Below are 15,677 nucleotides of genomic sequence, written 5' to 3' on the forward strand. Positions count from 1 at the left end.
CGCCCGCGGATCTGGTAGAGCTGGGCCAGCCCGAAATGGTCGGCCCGGTGCACGATCAGCGTATTGGCATTGGGGATGTCGAGCCCCGATTCGACGATGGTGGTGGCCACCAGCACGTCGAATTTGTTGTCGTAGAAGGCATTCATGATGTCGTCGAGCTGGCCCGGCGCCATCTGCCCATTGGCAACGACGAAGCTGACCTCGGGCACCTGCGCCTTGAGGACTTCGGCGATTTCCACCTGGTCGGAAATGCGCGGCACGACATAAAAACTCTGCCCGCCGCGATATTTCTCGCGCAACAGCGCCTCGCGCACCGACAGGGCATCGAAGGGCGCGATAAAGGTGCGGATGGCGAGGCGATCCACCGGCGGCGTCGCCAGAAGCGAGAGGTCCCGCACCCCGGTCAGCGCCAGTTGCAGCGTGCGCGGAATCGGCGTCGCCGTCAGCGTCAGCACGTGCACATTGGCCTTGAGCTCCTTGAGCCTTTCCTTGTGGCCAACGCCGAAATGCTGCTCCTCGTCGATGATGAGCAGGCCCAGATCCTTGAATTTGATGGTCTTGGCTAACAGCGCATGGGTGCCCACCACGATATCGACCTGCCCGTCGGCCAACCCCTCCTTGGTGGATTTGAGTTCGGCGGCGCTGACCATGCGCGAGGCGTGGCGCACGCGCACCGGCAGGCCCTTGAAGCGCTCGGAGAAGGTCTTGAAATGCTGGCGCGCCAGCAGCGTCGTGGGCACCACCACCGCCACCTGCTTGCCGCTCAGGGCCACGGCGAAGGCGGCGCGCAGCGCCACCTCGGTCTTGCCGAAGCCCACATCGCCGCAGACCAGCCGGTCCATGACGCGGCCCGAGGTCACATCGTCGAACACCGCCTCGATGGCGGCCATCTGGTCCTCGGTTTCCTCATAGGGGAAGCGCGCGGCGAATTCGTCATAGGCGCCGGGATTGATCTCGACCACATCGGCGCGGGTGAGCTGACGCGCCGCCGCGATTCTGATGAGCTGCTCCGCCATTTCGCGGATGCGCTTCTTGAGCTTGCCCTTCTTGGCCTGCCAGGCGACGCCCCCGAGCTTGTCCAGCGTCACATTGGGGTCGTCCGAGCCGTAGCGCGTCAGCAGCTCGATATTTTCCACCGGCAGGTAGAGCTTGGTGTCGCCGCCATATTCCAGCTCGACGCATTCATGCGGGGCCCCGCCGGCCTCGATCACCTTGAGCCCCAGGAACCGCCCGATGCCGTGGTCGACATGCACCACCAGGTCGCCGGCGGCCAGGCTCGCCGCTTCGGTCAGCGCGTCGGACGCCTTCTTCTTGCGCTGGGGCCTGAGAATCCGCTCGCCCAGAATGTCCTGCTCGGAGAGCACCAGCAGGTCTTTGGTTTCAAAGCCGGTTTCCAGCGGCAGCACCACCAGCGAGGTGGTGGCGGCGCTGGTGGTTTCGGCGTCGCGCCAGTTTTCGGCGAGGCGCGGATTGGTCAGGCCATGGTCCTTGAGCACCTGCACCATGCGGTCGCGCGTGCCGGCGCTCCAGCAGGCGATGACGGCGCGCCGGCCATTGCGGCGCTCCTGCATCAGCCGATCCACCACTGCCTGGAACAGATTGACGTCCGAGGCCTGCCGCTCGGCGGCGAAGCTGGGGGCGATATGCCCGCCCGCATCGTCGGCCGCCCGCGTTCCGGGCGCCATGAACTGGCTGAGCTGGATCACCGAGGCCCCCGCCAGCGCGTAGGGATCGGCGTCCACGTCATAGAGCAATTCGGGCTTGACCGGCTTGTAGGGCGCCCCTGCCCCCGCCACCACCGGGGTCAGCCGCGCCGCTTCGCGCGCCTCGTAATAGTCGCGGATCTGCGTCACGCGCTCGCCATAGGCTTCGCTGGCCTGCTCGTCGAAGACGAAAGGCGCGTCCCCGGTATAGTCGGTCAGCCGGTCCAGATGCTCATAGAAAAACGGCAGCCAGTGCTCGGTGCCCGAATAGCGCGCCCCGCCGCTGATCGAGGCATAGAGCGTGTCGTCCACCGTATTGCCGCCAAAGGCCGCCGTGTAATTCTGCCGGAAGCGGCGGATGGAGCTTTCGGTCAGCACCACCTCGCTCATCGGGGTCAGCTCGATCTGGCGCAGCGTGCCGGTGGTGCGCTGGCTGTCGGGATCGAAGCTGCGGATCGATTCGAGCTGGCTGCCGAAAAAATCGAAGCGCAGCGGCACTTCGGCGCTGGCCGGGAAAATATCCACCAGCCCGCCGCGCACCGCATATTCGCCGCTTTCACGCACGGTGGGCACGCGCAGATAGCCATTATTGGCCGCCCAGGCGATCAGCCGGTCGCTATCCACCATCGCGCCGACGGAAGCGGAAAAGCTCATCGTTTCCACCGCGTCGCGCGGCGGCAGCTTCTGGATCAGCGCGTTGACGGCGGTCAGCACCACCGCGCCCCTCTTCGCGCCGCCGCTCAGCGCCGCCAGCGTGTTCATCCGCGCCGCGATGGTCACATTGTTGGGCGAGACGCGGTCATAGGGCAGGCAGTCCCAGGCCGGCAGCGTCAGGATGGCGTGGCCGGGCAGCATGGCGCCCAGCACGTCGGCCATGCGCTGCATGCGCCGCCCGTCCCGCGCCACGAAAACGATGCTGGCCGCATCGTCCGGCGCCGCCTCCAGACGCTGCTGCACCAGTTGGGCGAGCACTTTCGGCTGCATGCCATCGGGCACATTGGCGATGGTACGCGCCGGGCGCGGCGTCAGCTCGTCGCTCATCGGGCCAGACGCGCCTCATGGTCGGCGATCACCTCGGCCAGGAACTCGGTGTCCACATGGGCCGGCGGCGTTTCCTGCCCCATGACCCATTTGAGCAAAGGCGGGTCTTCCTCGTCCATCAGGGCTTCCAGCCGGTCGAGGCCCGCCCCGTCCAGCCGCTCCAGATTGGCGTCGGCGAAGGGCCCCAGAATGAGGTCCATTTCCTTGGTGCCCCGATGCCAGGCCCGATAGCGCAGCCTCTTGCGGCGCATGACAATATCTTCACCGGCAGTCATTTGACGCGCCATGATCCCGAGTGGTGGTTGATGGGACGATGTGTTTACGCGCATTGTGCCGCGTTGTCAGCCCTTTGGTATCAGCGTGATCGCCAGCCAGATCAGGCCGCCCAGCACGGCCCAGCTCAAAAGGGCCAGCCCGATGATGACCGGCAGCCGGAAGCGCGTCAGCCATTTCATGCCGTCCCTCGGCGGGGCGGAGGCGATCAGCCAGTCATAGATGCGATGCATGCCCGGCCTCCTTTCGCCTCTGCGAAGTGCGGGGATTCGTGCTAACGAGAGCTTGCGGAAATTGTTACAATTGCGCCTTGCACAGCTTGTGCATCTCGCTTTCAACAGGCCCCGCCTGATTGCCTGCCGGAGTCAATTCACTGCCTCGTCCTGAACGCCTTTCGCCGCTGTTTCGCTCCCTGCGCTCCATCAAGGGCGTGGGCGACAAGCTGGCCGCGTTGCTGGCGCGGTTTTTCGGCGCCCCCGAGGGCCAGGAGGCCATTGCCCTCGATATCCTGATGCATATGCCTTCCGGCATCGTCGACCGGCGCCGCCAGGTCGGCATCGCCGGGGCCGGGCTTGGCGAAATCGTCACCCTGGCCTTGCATGTCGATCGCCATCAGCCGCCGCCGCGCGGCAAGCCGCATGTGCCGCACCGCGTCTTCGCCCATGACGCGAGCGGGGACATCCAGCTTGTCTTCTTCCGCGCCCAGGGCGGCTGGGTGGAAAAGGCCCTGCCGGTGGGCGAGCAGCGGTACGTGTCCGGCCAGATCGGTTTTTTCAACGGCGAAAAGCAGATCACCCATCCCGACTACATCGTCGAGCCGGAAAAATTCGATACATTGCCGCTGGTCGAGCCGGTTTATCCCCTCACCGCCGGCCTCAGTTCCCGGGCGCTGGCCAAGCTGGTGCGCCAGGTGGTGGACACCGTTCCGGATATCCCCGAATGGATCGAGCCTGCTACACTGTCCCAACGCCGCTGGCCGAACTTTGCCCAGGCGATGCGCATGGTGCATCTGCCCGCCGCGCCGGGCGATGCCGAAATCTGGGCCCCGGCCCGCCAACGCCTTGCCTATGATGAATATCTGGCCGGCCAGCTTGCCTTGCAGCTGGTTCGCACCACCATGGTTTCCGCTAAGGGAATCGCGCGTCAAATGTCACGATCGGTGACGGATAAGGTTAGCAGTCTGTTACCCTATTCGCTGACAAAGGGACAACTTGCGGCTATTGCCGAAATCCAGGCGGACATGGCCTCGCCCGACCGCATGTCGCGGCTGTTGCAGGGCGATGTCGGCGCCGGAAAGACGGTGGTTGCCCTCATGGCGATGGCGTCCATGGCCGAAAGCGGCGCCCAGTCGGCCCTGATGGCGCCGACGGAAATCCTTGCCAGCCAGCACTTTAAGACCCTCAAGCCGATTTGCGAGGCCGCCGGGCTGGGTTGCGAATTGCTCACCGGCAAGATGAGCGCCCCCGAGCGCCGCGCCCGCCTCGCCGCCATTGCCAGCGGCGAGACCTCCATCGTCGTCGGCACCCATGCCCTTTTCCAATCCGATATAGAATTCAAGGATTTAGGTCTGGTCGTCGTCGATGAGCAGCACCGGTTCGGCGTGCATCAGCGCCTCGCCTTGTCCGACAAGGGCCGTCACACCGACCTGTTGGTGATGACCGCCACGCCCATTCCCCGAACGCTGGTGCTCACCCATTTTGGCGACATGGCGGTCAGCACGCTGCGCGAAAAGCCGGGAGGCCGCCAACCCATTGATACGGCTGTGCTTTCCATCAATGATTACGACCGCGTCATCGCCCGCCTCAAGGCGCGGCTCGATGCGGGAGCGCAGGCGTTCTGGGTCTGCCCGCTGGTCGAGGAAAGCGAGCATTTGCAGGTGGTTGCGGCCGAGGACCGCTTTGCCGAGCTGCAAAAAACCTTTGGCGACAAGGTGGCCCTGGTCCATGGCCGCATGAGCGCCGCCGCCAAGCAGGAGGTGATGCAACGCTTTTCGGCCAATGAACTCAAGCTGTTAGTGGCCACCACCGTTATCGAGGTGGGCGTGGACGTGCCCAATGCCTCGATCATGATCATCGAGCATGCCGAGCGTTTCGGGCTGGCCCAGCTTCATCAGTTGCGCGGCCGCGTCGGGCGCGGCTCGCAGCGCTCCGCCTGCCTGCTGCTCTATAAGGAGCCATTGAGCGAAACCGCAAAGGCCCGTCTCGAAACGATAAAATCCACCGAGGACGGCTTTCTCATCGCCGAGCGCGACCTCGAATTGCGCGGCCAGGGCGATCTTCTCGGCACCCGCCAATCCGGCATGCCCGGCTATCGCCTCGCCGTGCCCGATGTGCACCGGCACCTGCTCGATTTCGCTCATGACGAGGCCAAAGCCCTGCTGGAACGCAATCCCGGCCTTGTCGGCCCCGAAGGCGAGGCGGCGCGTATCCTTTTGTATCTGTTCAGGAAAGACCTGGCGATCCCGCTGATCCGGGCAGGCTGAGGCCCCCCCCCGGAAGGACATGATGGGTGGGACAGAGAAAACTTATCCCCGCCCCCGAAATCGCGCCCTATTCTACCGTCACCGATTTGGCCAGGTTGCGCGGCTGGTCCACGTCCGTGCCCATGAAAACGGCGGTGTGATAGGCCAGAAGCTGCACCGGAATGGTGGCCAGGATCGGCGCAACGAAGCTCGACACATGGGGGACGACGATGATGTCGGCGACGCCCTGCCCCACGGTTTGCGCGCCCTCGGTGTCCGTGATGAGGATGATCTTGCCGCCGCGCGCCGCCACTTCCTGCATATTGGAGAGCGTCTTTTCCACCAGCTCGTCCGAGGGGGCGACCACGATCACCGGCATGTCCTCGTCCACCAGCGCTATGGGGCCATGCTTAAGCTCACCCGCCGCATAACCTTCCGCGTGGATGTAGCTGATTTCCTTGAGTTTTAACGCGCCCTCCATGGCGATAGGGAACATTGGCCCGCGCCCGAGATAGAGCACGTCCTTGGCCTTGGAGAGGCGCTTGGCGATCTCCATGATCTGGCCTTCGGTGGCCAGCGCCGCCGAGACGGCCGAGGGCAGCCCGACCAGCGCCCGCACAAAATCGGCTTCCTGTTCGGCGCTCAGCACGCCGCGCGCCCGTCCGGCGGCAATGGCAAGGCTCGCCAGCGCCGTCAATTGCGCCGTCAGCGCCTTGGTCGAGGCCACCCCGATTTCCGGCCCACACAGGATCGGGAACACCACGCCGGATTCGCGGGCAATGGTGGATTCGAGCGTGTTGACCAGGCTCGCCACATGCTGGCCCTGCCCGGCGCAATAGCGCAGCGCCGCCAGCGTGTCGGCGGTCTCGCCCGATTGCGAGATGAACAGCGACAGCCCACCTTTTTCCAGCGGCGGCTCGCGATAGCGGAATTCGGATGCCACATCGATATCCACCGGCAGGCGGGCATGGCGCTCGAACCAGTATTTGGCCACGGCCCCGGCCAGGTAGGCGGTGCCGCAGGCGCTGATGGTCAGCCGGGAAAGGTCAGCAAAATCAAAGGGTAGAGCCTCACGGATCGCCACCTTTTCGGCGCCCATGTCCACATAGTGGCTCAGGGTGTGCGAGATGGTCTCGGGCTGCTCATAGATTTCCTTGGCCATGAAATGGCGGTGGTTGCCCTTGTCCACCAGCAGCGCCGAAGCCTGCGAAATCTGCTGCTCGCGCTGCACGATGGCGTCGCGCCCGTCGCGGATGGTCACGCCGCGCGGGGTGATGACCGCCCAGTCGCCGTCTTCGAGATAGGTCAGCCGGGCGGTGAACGGGGCCAGCGCCATGGCGTCCGAGCCCAGATACATTTCGGTGGTGCCGTGCCCGATGGCCAGCGGCGCGCCCTGCCGCGCCGCGATCATCAGGCCTTCCTCGCCCTTGAACAGGAAGGCCAGGGCGAACGCCCCGCGCAGCCTCTTGAGGGTGCGCGCCACGGCCAGTTCCGGGTCGGCGCCATTGTCCAGTTCGCGCGTCACCCAGAGCGCCACCGATTCCGTATCGGTCTGGGTCTGGGGGAGGTAGCCGTCGCGGGCCAGATCGGCCAGAAGCTCGCGGAAATTCTCGATGATGCCGTTATGCACGATCGCCACGCGCTCGGTGGCGTGGGGATGGGCATTCTGCTCGGTCGGCGCGCCATGGGTGGCCCAGCGGGTATGGCCGATGCCGACGCGGCCGCCCAGCGGCTCGAAATTCAGCTTCTGGGCCAGATTGCCCAGCTTGCCCTCGGCGCGGCGGCGGCCCAGCATGCCGCCATCCAGCGTGGCGATGCCGGCGCTGTCATAGCCGCGATATTCAAGGCGCCGGAGCGCGTCGACAAGGCGCCCCGCGACCGGTTCCGTTCCGATGATCCCGACGATACCGCACATGTGCTATTTCCCCTTGGCGGCTTTCCGCACCCGCGCTTTTTCCTTCAGGACCGGCGCGTAACCGAGCTTGTTCTGCTGCCGGGCGCGGGCAAAGGCAACTGCATCTTTCGGTACATCCTCGGTGATGACGCTACCCGAGGCGGTGTAGGCCCCCTCGCCCAGCGTCACCGGCGCCACCAGCGCGGTGTTCGAGCCGATAAAGGCATCCGCGCCGATCACCGTCCGATCCTTGTTCATCCCGTCGTAATTGCAGGTGATGGTACCCGCGCCGATATTGGTGCGGCTGCCGATCTCGGCGTCGCCCAGATAGCTCAGATGCCCCGCCTTCACCCCGGCATGGAGCCTGGACTTCTTCACCTCGACGAAATTGCCCAGATGGACATTTTCATCCAGTTCCGCCCCGCCGCGAATACGGGCGAAGGGACCAATGGAGGCCCCCGAGCCGATTACGGCGTCCTCGATGTCACAAAAAGCGCGGATCTCGACATTGTCGGCAATCTTCACCCCTGGACCGAAGACCACATTGGGGAAGATGGTCACGTCGCGCCCGATCTCGGTATCCCAGGAAAACCAGACGCTGTCCGGGTCGCGCAGGGTCACGCCGGCCTTCATGAAATCCTCGCGCCGCACCTGCTGGAACAGCTTTTCCGCCCGCGCCAATTGGCTGCGGTCGTTGACGCCCATGACGTCGTTTTCCGGCGCCAGGCCATAGCCCACCTTCTTTCCGGCGGCATTGGCCAGCCCGACCATGTCGGTGAGATAGTATTCGCTCTGCGCATTATTGGTCTCGACCTTGTCGATCAGGTCGCGGAACACCTCGGCGCGGAAGGCCAGGATGCAGGCGTTGCACAGTCGGATGCGCCGTTCATCCTCGCTGGCGTCCTTGTGCTCGCGGATGGCCAGAAGCGTGTCGCCATCGGTGATGAACCGGCCATAGCCGGTGGGGTCGCGCGGCTCGAAGCCGAGAATGGCCACATCCAGCCCGGCATCGAGGCGGTCGAGCACGGCGCGGAAATTGATGCCGCGCAGCAGCGGGTGGTCGCCATAGACCACGGCGATATAGCCGGTGGCCTTTTCATAAAGCCCGCGCGCCATTGAGGCGGCATGGGCCGTGCCCTTGGCTTCCGCCTGCTCGAAATGCTCCACGTCGGGGTCGAGTGAAGCCACCATGTCGCGGATGGCCTGGTGCCTGGGGCCGGTGACCAGCGCGATGCGGTCGGAGCCGGCCTCCCGCGCCGCGCGCGCCACATGGCCGATGATCGGCAGGCCACCCACGGGATGCAGCACCTTGGGCTGGGCAGACCGCATCCGCGTGCCCTCGCCTGCCGCAAGGATGATGGATAGCAGTTCAGTCATGCAAAGTTCTCCGGCGCATCGACGTTTTCAGGGCGCATTTGCACAAATTTATGGCAGGCAAGAGTTGGCGAAACCATAATGAGAGCGGCATGGTCGATGCTGGTGCAGGCCCTGATTCGATTGCACCGGCGAGGATGAAATATTGGCTAAAGCATCGGAACAGTTCCGGCAATCCGACGTCGTCATCTGGGGCCTGGTGGCCCTGATGGCCGGCGCCCTTGCCGTGCTGAGTGCCAATGTTTCCGCCCTCGCCCCGCCGCCCCTGCTGGCGGTGCTGCACCAGACGCGGCTCGAAGGAGCCTCCGTCAACCAGTTGCGCCAGGACGTGGCCGATCTGCGGCGCGAGGCCCAGCGCCTCTCCCGCGCAAGCGAGCAGCTCAATACCCGGTTCGACCTGGCCGAACAGACCGGCAACAATACCGCGCGCCGCGTCGGGGCGCTCGAAGTCACCCTGCCGCAACTGGCGGAAAGTCAGCGCGTGGGCCAATTGGTGGATCACAGCCTGACCACTGCGGGTATTGGCGAGAGCCAGGGGGCGAACTTCCCTGCGGAGGGCGGATCGGTCACCATTCGCCAGCAGCCGCTGGCGGTGGGCAACCAGCCCGAGCCGGCGCCGCTCGCGCCTCGGGAAGCGGCCCTGACGCTGCCCAGTGGGCAAAGCTATGGCATCGCCCTTGGCGCTGCCATCGATGCCGAGGCTGCGCCCCAGGCCTGGCGAGACCTGTCGATGAAGCTGGGGCCGCTGCTGTTCGGGCTGACGCCGCATCTGGCCGAGAGCAGCGACGGCGCGGCCAGGCGCATCGTGGTCGGCCCCATTCCGCAGCTTTCCGAGGCCAGCGCCATCTGCGCCCGACTCGAACGGCTGGAGGTTTCCTGCCAGCCCATGCCCTTTGCCGGCGAGCCGCTGAACCCCTGAATCACCGTGCGATTGCGGTTGACAGCCGAAGCTGGGCAGTTATGTTCCGCCCGCGACGCCAAGCGCGTCCGTTGCGATGCGCCGGTAGCTCAGTGGTAGAGCATTCGACTTTTAATCGAATGGTCGAGGGTTCGAACCCCTCCCGGCGTACCACTCTTGCCCACAGCCCCCGCTTGACGCCTCTTGTGCCCCCGCGCTAACTCAACCGGCGCCGCGCCGGCGCGTTCCTTTTCCCATGTGCCAGCGGAGCGCCGTGTCCAAGGATTTTTCCGATCTGCTCAAGGTGCTGGCCGTCACCATCCTGATGTTTGCCGTCAGCACGCTGGCGATGCTCTACATCATCTTCCTTTTAGCCCAATATGGCGCCAACCTGCCCATGGTGGGCTCGCTCCCGCTGAACGCGCCGCCCGAACTGGTGCCGGTACTGGGCAATAACCAGCTTTTCACCACACTGCTGGCGGCGCAGGTGACGGGCATGGGGCTGGCTCTGCTGCTGTCCAGCACCACCATGGACATGGCCATGCTCATCGCCTCGAAGGCGGTGGCGGTGGTCATCGCTGCCCTGCTCGGCTTCATGGGCGGGCACATGATCTATCTGCAGCTCAACGAGAATACGGCGTTCTCGCTCGGCCCGCTGACGCCTCTAGCCGTGGCGCTCCTGGCCTTCCTGCTGCTCTCGAGCCTGCTTGCGATCCACAACCTGCGCCAGCTGGGCAATCTGCGCTTCGTGGTCGCCATCGGCCTCGTTATCGCCGGGCCGCTGCTGCTGCTCTGGCTTTAGGCCGCCAGCGTCACCACTACGGCGCCTCGGGGCGTTGCCACCACCGTATGCTCATATTGCACGCAGGGCGCGGCCGGCCGGCTCACCAGCGTCCATTCATCGTCGGCCGATTTCTGGTCCGCCATCTGCCCGCCCAGCGACAGGAAAGGTTCAATGGTGAAGACCAGCCCGTTGGCCATGCGCCGCCGCTCGGAGCGGTCGGGCCAGGTGGGAATTTCGCCGGGCTCGTCATGCAGGCTGTCACCCACGCCGTGGCTGGCCAGGTTCCTTATCAGGGTATAGCCGCCCTTCTTGGCGAATTTGCCGATGGCCTGGCCGATATCGGCCAGCGGCGCGCCGGCCTTGACGGCGCGAATGCCGGTCCACATGGCTTTCTTGCCGTCGCGGCAGAGCGTTTCGAGCCGCGCATCGCCCTTGCCGAGAACGAAGGAAGCGCCGGTATCGGCATAAACGCCATCCTTGACCGCCGAAACGTCGATATTGACCAGGTCGCCCTCGCGCAGCACGCGGGGACCGGGAATGCCGTGGGCGATTTCCTCATTCACCGAAATGCAGGTGTAGCCGGGGAAGTCATAGGTGACGATGGGGGCGGATTCGGCCCCGTTCTCCTCGAGAATTTTCCGCCCGACCGCGTCGAGCTCGGCCGTGGTCATGCCTGGTTGCATGGCGGCGGCCATCGCCTCGCGGGCGATGGCACAGATGCGGCCGATGGCCTTGAGCTTTTCCAGCTCTTCTTCGGTGGTGATGGTCACTTGTTGTCCAGATAATAGGCGAGCAGGCCCTGGGTGGAGCTGTCGTGCCCTTCCCCGCTCTGCTGGCCCTGCACCTTGGGCAGGAGCGCCTTGGCGAGCTGCTTGCCCAGTTCCACGCCCCACTGGTCATAGGAATTGACGTTCCAGATGACGCCCTGGGTGAACACCTTGTGCTCGTACAGCGCTACCAGCGAGCCCAGGGTTTCGGGGGTCAACTGCTGGTAGAACAGCGTGTTGGACGGGCGGTTGCCGGGGAAGACCTTGTGCGGCGCCAGTTCCTTGATCCGCTCCTTGGGGAGGCCCTGGGCCTTGAGCTCGGCCACGACTTCTTCCTCGGTCTTGCCCAGCATCAGCGCTTCGGACTGGGCCAGCACATTGGCCACCAGCTTGTCGTGATGGGGGGGCAGGCTTTCATGCGGGCGGGCAGCGATGAGGAAATCGGCTGGAATGACGTCGGTGCCCTGATGGATGAGCTGGTAAAAGGCATGCTGCCCATTGGTGCCCGGCTCGCCCCAGACGATGGGGCCCGTGGACCAGCCCACGGACTTGCCGGCCAGGGTCACCGACTTGCCATTCGATTCCATGTCCTGCTGCTGGAGATAGGCGGCAAAGCGGCTGAGGCGCTGGTCATAGGGCAGCACCGCATGGGTCGAAAAGCCCCAGACATTGCGATACCAGACGCCCAGCAGGGCCATGATGACCGGCAAATTGCTCTCCAGCGGCGCGGAAAGGAAATGCCGGTCCATGGCGTCGGCGCCCTGGAGGAATTTGGCGAAATTATCGTAGCCGACCGCAATGGCGATGGGCAGGCCGATGGCCGACCACACCGAATAGCGCCCCCCCACCCAGTCCCCGAAGCCGAAAATGCGATCTTCGCGGATGCCAAACTTGGCGCAGGCCGGAATATTGGTGGAAACGGCGGCGAAATGATTGGGCACCGCCTCCTCGCCCAGCGCCTCGGCAAGCCACTGCCGGGCCGAGGCGGCGTTGGTCATGGTCTCATCGGTGGTGAAGGTCTTGGAGGCGATAATGAACAGCGTCTTTTTAGGATTGAGACGCTTGAGGACATCGTGGATATGGGCGCCGTCGACATTGGAGACGTAATGGGCGCGCAGATCGGGCCGGGTATAGGGCTCCAGCGCCAGCGTCACCATGGCCGGGCCGAGATCGGAGCCACCAATGCCGATATTGACCACATCGGTGAACTGCTCACCGCCATGGCCGCGGATTTCGCCATTGCGGACGCCATCGGAATAGGCCTGCATGGCCGCCAGTACGGCGCGCACCTCGGGCATCACATCCTTGCCATCCACCGGCACAGGCTTGTCGCCCTGGTAGCGCAGCGCCATGTGCATCACGGCGCGGTCTTCGGTAACATTGATGTGCTCGCCCTCGCACATCTGGTCCCGGCGTTCCTCGACACCGGCGGCACGCGCCAGATCGAACAACGCCATCATCACTTCTTCGTCGATCCGGTTCTTCGAATAATCGAGCAGGATGCCGGCGCCCGAAGCAGAAAAGCGCTGGAAGCGATTGGGGTCCACGGCGAATTGCAGCCGCATCGGCAGCTCTTCGAGCCGCTTGCGGTGCTTGTCGAGCCGGGAAAAGCTGGCTTTGCGTCCGGTTTTGGCCATGGAATGAACCTTTCCTGAAACTCAGATGATGGGCAGGTCGCCAGCGGCCCATGCCGCGCGCGTCTCTGCCGCGAAATCGTTGAACCGGCCCGCTTCGATGGCCGCCCTGCATCCCTGCACCAGTTCTTGATAATAGGCCAGGTTGATCTGGGAAAGGATCATGGCGCCCAAAATCTCTTCAGTCTTAACGAGGTGATGCAGATAGGCGCGGCTCCAGCGGCGGCAATTGGGGTTGGGCGACGCCTCGTCGATAGGCCGCCTGTCATCCTTATGCCTGGCATTCTTCAGGTTGATGACGCCGAAGCGCGTATAGACATGGCCATGCCGGCCGGCGCGGGTGGGATGGACGCAATCGAACATATCGATGCCGCGCCCGATGCCGCCCAGGATGTCGTCGGGCTTGCCCACGCCCATGAGATAGCGGGGCCGGTCAGCCGGCAATTCGGGGGTGATGCTTTCGAGCACCCGAAACATCACCTCCTGCGGCTCGCCCACGGCCAGCCCGCCCACGGCATAGCCGTCAAAGCCGATGGATTTCAGCCCGGCGGCGGAGCGCGCGCGCAATTCGGCATCGTCGCCTCCCTGCACGATGCCGAAAAGCGCCCGGTTGAGCTGGTTGTTGAACGCGACCTTGGAGCGCTCGGCCCAGCGCAGCGACAGCTCCATGGCTCGCTCCATCTCCTTGCGCTCGGCCGGCAGGGCGATGCATTCATCGAGCTGCATGATGATGTCGCTGTCGAGCAGGGTCTGGATCTCGATGGAGCGCTCCGGCGTCAACTCGTGGCTCGACCCGTCGATATGGGACTTGAAGGTCACCCCTTTTTCGGTGAGCTTGCGCAATTGCGCCAGCGACATGACCTGGAAGCCGCCGCTATCGGTGAGAATGGGGCGCTGCCAGTCCATGAATTCATGCAGGCCGCCCAGCGAGGCCACGCGCTCGGCACCGGGGCGCAGCATCAGGTGATAGGTGTTGCCCAGAAGGATATCGGCGCCGGTTTCGCGCACCTGCTCGGGATACATGGCCTTGACGGTGCCCGCCGTGCCCACCGGCATGAAGGCCGGGGTCTGGATGGCGCCGCGCGGCGTGTCGATGCGCCCGCGACGGGCCATGCCGTCGCTGGCCGAAAGGGTGAAGGTGACCTGTTTCATGCCGCGGGTTCTAGCCCGTCGGCCGGACACAGACAACTGCCTCAGCGCGCACCGGCCCGCAGCAGCAGCGAGGAATCGCCGTAGGAATAGAACCGATACCCCTGCTCAATCGCATGGGCATAGGCCGTCTTCATCACATCCAGCCCGGCAAAGGCGCTGACCAGCATGAACAGCGTCGACCTGGGCAGATGGAAATTGGTCATCAGCATGTCCACGGTGTGGAAGCGGAATCCGGGGGTGATGAAAATATCGGTGTCGCCGCTGAAGGGGTGCAGTGTGCCGGTGGCGCGCGAGGCCGTTTCGAGCAGGCGCAGGCTGGTGGTGCCCACGGCAACGACACGCCCGCCAGCCGCCTTTTTCGCCAGGATGCGCTCCACGGTCGCCGGGTCGATTTCGCCCCATTCCGAATGCATGACGTGGTCTTCGGTATCTTCCGCCTTCATCGGCAAAAAGGTGCCGGCGCCTACGTGCAGCGTCACCTTTTCGATGGAGACGCCTTTTTCTTCCAGTTGGGCCAGCAGGCTCTCGGTGAAATGCAGTCCGGCCGTGGGAGCAGCCACCGCGCCATCCTCGGCGGCGTAGACGGTCTGGTAGTCGGTTTTGTCACGCTCCTCGAGCGCCCGCTTGGCGCCGATATAGGGCGGCAGCGGCATGGCGCCATGGGATTTGATCGCTTCATCGAGCTGCGCCCCGCCCAGTTCGAACTCCAGCGTCACCTCGCCGGTCTCGCCCTTGCCCGCGACGCGCGCGACCAGCTGCTCGGCCTCACCATTGCCCAATTCCAGCCGGTCGAGCAGGGCCAGTTTCTTGGCTGGCCGGGCAAAGGCCCGCCAGGTGTGGGCATCAACACGCTTGTGGAGGTTGAAGGAGACCCCGGCGCGGTTTTCCCCGCGAATGCGCTGGCCGCGCAATTCGGCCGGCAGCACACGTGTATCGTTGACCACCAGCACGTCCCCTGCCCGCAGCAGCGTCAGAAGATCAGGAATATGCCGGTCTTCCAACCCCTTGCCGGGATCGACCAGCAGCAGCCGGGCGCTGTCGCGCGGCTCGGCCGGATGCAGGGCGATGAGGTTTTCGGGCAGGTCGAAATCGAAATCGGAAACGCGCATGGCCTCGCCCTAGCACGCCGCGCCGGAGCACGAAAAGCGTTTGTGCGTCACAGCAGGCGGATCATCAGCGCCCCGATGACCAGAAGCACAGCACCGGCCACCCGGCCCATGGAAATTTCGCGTACAGCCGTGCCGAGGAAGCCGATCCGATCCAGAGTGAGGCCGGCGAGCAACTGCCCGGCGATGGCCAGCGCCATTACCGCCGCGGTGCCGATCATCGGCGTCAGCACGATGGTGGAGGTGACGAAGAACGCGCCAAGCAGGCCGCCGGTGACCAGAAGCCACGGCGCCGGTGCACCAAACCGGATGGGCGTGCCGCCAATGGCCGATAGCGCAAAGCTGATCCCCCAAAGCGCCACGGCGCCGGTCAGGAACGACATGGCGGCGGCGGCGAAAGGCATGCCCAGATCGCGCCCCAATTGGGCGTTGATCGGAGCCTGGGTGGCAATGCAGGCGCCGGCGATGATGCCGAGCAGCGCCCATATGATGGTTTCCATGCGCAAGCCGAAGTCCTCTGATGACGGGCGAAAAAGAACCCCCGGGAAATCCCGGGGGTTCTTCATCATATCAGGATCCGGTTCAGGCGG

Annotated in this window: 13 protein-coding genes and 1 tRNA gene; 4 read left to right on the forward strand and 10 right to left on the reverse strand. The window is 64.8% G+C overall.

What is annotated here, in order from left to right; translation table 11 throughout:
* The 3 genes from VDP82_RS04755 to VDP82_RS04765 form a co-directional block, all read right to left on the reverse strand.
* On the reverse strand, positions 1 to 2,744 hold a 2,744-nt coding region (locus tag VDP82_RS04755; protein ID WP_323013698.1), incomplete at its 3' end, for a transcription-repair coupling factor.
* Positions 2,741 to 3,019 (reverse strand): succinate dehydrogenase assembly factor 2, encoded by a 279-nt coding sequence (locus tag VDP82_RS04760; protein ID WP_323013699.1) that lies wholly within the window; start codon positions 3,017 to 3,019, stop codon positions 2,741 to 2,743. The genes VDP82_RS04760 and VDP82_RS04755, both read right to left, overlap by 4 nt.
* A 66-nt stretch (positions 3,020 to 3,085) precedes the next feature.
* The gene (locus VDP82_RS04765; protein WP_323013700.1) at positions 3,086 to 3,250 is read right to left on the reverse strand and encodes a hypothetical protein; all 165 of its coding nucleotides are present in this window, start codon (positions 3,248 to 3,250) and stop codon (positions 3,086 to 3,088) included.
* Between the two features lie 119 nt (positions 3,251 to 3,369).
* Between VDP82_RS04765 and recG the strand changes: the two genes are divergently transcribed.
* Positions 3,370 to 5,499, forward strand: a complete 2,130-nt coding sequence (recG, locus tag VDP82_RS04770; protein WP_323013701.1) for an ATP-dependent DNA helicase RecG — start codon at positions 3,370 to 3,372, stop codon at positions 5,497 to 5,499.
* A gap of 67 nt (positions 5,500 to 5,566) precedes the next feature.
* On the opposite strand, the gene glmS is transcribed toward recG, so the two are convergent.
* A complete protein-coding gene (gene glmS, locus VDP82_RS04775) occupies positions 5,567 to 7,393 on the reverse strand; it encodes a glutamine--fructose-6-phosphate transaminase (isomerizing) (protein ID WP_323013702.1) in 1,827 nt (608 codons plus the stop codon).
* 3 nt (positions 7,394 to 7,396) lie between these two features.
* Positions 7,397 to 8,749, reverse strand: coding sequence for a bifunctional UDP-N-acetylglucosamine diphosphorylase/glucosamine-1-phosphate N-acetyltransferase GlmU (glmU, locus tag VDP82_RS04780; protein WP_323013703.1), 1,353 nt, complete (start codon positions 8,747 to 8,749; stop codon positions 7,397 to 7,399).
* A 142-nt stretch (positions 8,750 to 8,891) separates the two neighbouring features.
* Here glmU and VDP82_RS04785 point away from each other — a divergent pair, with 142 nt between their 5' ends.
* From VDP82_RS04785 to VDP82_RS04795, 3 genes are all read left to right on the forward strand, one after another.
* Complete coding sequence (locus VDP82_RS04785) at positions 8,892 to 9,665, forward strand: hypothetical protein (RefSeq protein WP_323013704.1); 774 nt, start codon at positions 8,892 to 8,894, stop codon at positions 9,663 to 9,665.
* Between the two features lie 78 nt (positions 9,666 to 9,743).
* A tRNA-Lys gene (locus VDP82_RS04790) sits at positions 9,744 to 9,818 on the forward strand.
* A gap of 82 nt (positions 9,819 to 9,900) precedes the next feature.
* Positions 9,901 to 10,446, forward strand: coding sequence for a hypothetical protein (locus VDP82_RS04795; RefSeq protein ID WP_323013705.1), 546 nt, complete (start codon positions 9,901 to 9,903; stop codon positions 10,444 to 10,446).
* Here VDP82_RS04795 and map read toward each other — a convergent pair.
* From map to VDP82_RS04820, 5 genes are read right to left on the reverse strand one after another with little or no spacing between them, the layout of a single operon-like run.
* Positions 10,443 to 11,198 (reverse strand): type I methionyl aminopeptidase, encoded by a 756-nt coding sequence (gene map / locus VDP82_RS04800; protein WP_323013706.1) that lies wholly within the window; start codon positions 11,196 to 11,198, stop codon positions 10,443 to 10,445. The two genes, VDP82_RS04795 and map, sit on opposite strands and share 4 nt — an antisense overlap.
* Positions 11,195 to 12,832 (reverse strand): glucose-6-phosphate isomerase, encoded by a 1,638-nt coding sequence (gene pgi / locus VDP82_RS04805; RefSeq protein WP_323013707.1) that lies wholly within the window; start codon positions 12,830 to 12,832, stop codon positions 11,195 to 11,197. The genes map and pgi overlap by 4 nt, the downstream gene beginning before the upstream one ends.
* A gap of 21 nt (positions 12,833 to 12,853) precedes the next feature.
* Positions 12,854 to 13,981, reverse strand: coding sequence for a tRNA guanosine(34) transglycosylase Tgt (gene tgt / locus VDP82_RS04810; protein ID WP_323013708.1), 1,128 nt, complete (start codon positions 13,979 to 13,981; stop codon positions 12,854 to 12,856).
* Between the two features lie 41 nt (positions 13,982 to 14,022).
* Positions 14,023 to 15,090, reverse strand: a complete 1,068-nt coding sequence (queA, locus tag VDP82_RS04815) for a tRNA preQ1(34) S-adenosylmethionine ribosyltransferase-isomerase QueA (protein ID WP_323013709.1) — start codon at positions 15,088 to 15,090, stop codon at positions 14,023 to 14,025.
* Between the two features lie 47 nt (positions 15,091 to 15,137).
* Positions 15,138 to 15,587: a DMT family transporter gene (locus tag VDP82_RS04820; RefSeq protein WP_323013710.1), complete on the reverse strand. Its 450-nt coding sequence runs from the start codon at positions 15,585 to 15,587 to the stop codon at positions 15,138 to 15,140.
* Positions 15,588 to 15,677 lie beyond the last annotated feature (90 nt).

Source organism: Devosia sp., from assembly GCF_034675085.1.
Taxonomy (GTDB): Bacteria; Pseudomonadota; Alphaproteobacteria; order Rhizobiales; family Devosiaceae; genus Devosia.

Bases quoted from the DNA above. Each gene is read 5' to 3' on its own strand.
- VDP82_RS04760 (WP_323013699.1), bottom strand. From the start codon at position 3,019: ATGACTGCCGGTGAAGATATTGTCATGCGCCGCAAGAGGCTGCGCTAT.
- VDP82_RS04765 (WP_323013700.1), bottom strand. From the start codon at position 3,250: ATGCATCGCATCTATGACTGGCTGATCGCCTCCGCCCCGCCGAGGGAC.
- glmS (WP_323013702.1), bottom strand. From the start codon at position 7,393: ATGTGCGGTATCGTCGGGATCATCGGAACGGAACCGGTCGCGGGGCGC.
- glmU (WP_323013703.1), bottom strand. From the start codon at position 8,749: ATGACTGAACTGCTATCCATCATCCTTGCGGCAGGCGAGGGCACGCGG.
- VDP82_RS04795 (WP_323013705.1), top strand. From the start codon at position 9,901: ATGTGCCAGCGGAGCGCCGTGTCCAAGGATTTTTCCGATCTGCTCAAG.
- pgi (WP_323013707.1), bottom strand. From the start codon at position 12,832: ATGGCCAAAACCGGACGCAAAGCCAGCTTTTCCCGGCTCGACAAGCAC.
- tgt (WP_323013708.1), bottom strand. From the start codon at position 13,981: ATGAAACAGGTCACCTTCACCCTTTCGGCCAGCGACGGCATGGCCCGT.
- queA (WP_323013709.1), bottom strand. From the start codon at position 15,090: ATGCGCGTTTCCGATTTCGATTTCGACCTGCCCGAAAACCTCATCGCC.
- VDP82_RS04820 (WP_323013710.1), bottom strand. From the start codon at position 15,587: ATGGAAACCATCATATGGGCGCTGCTCGGCATCATCGCCGGCGCCTGC.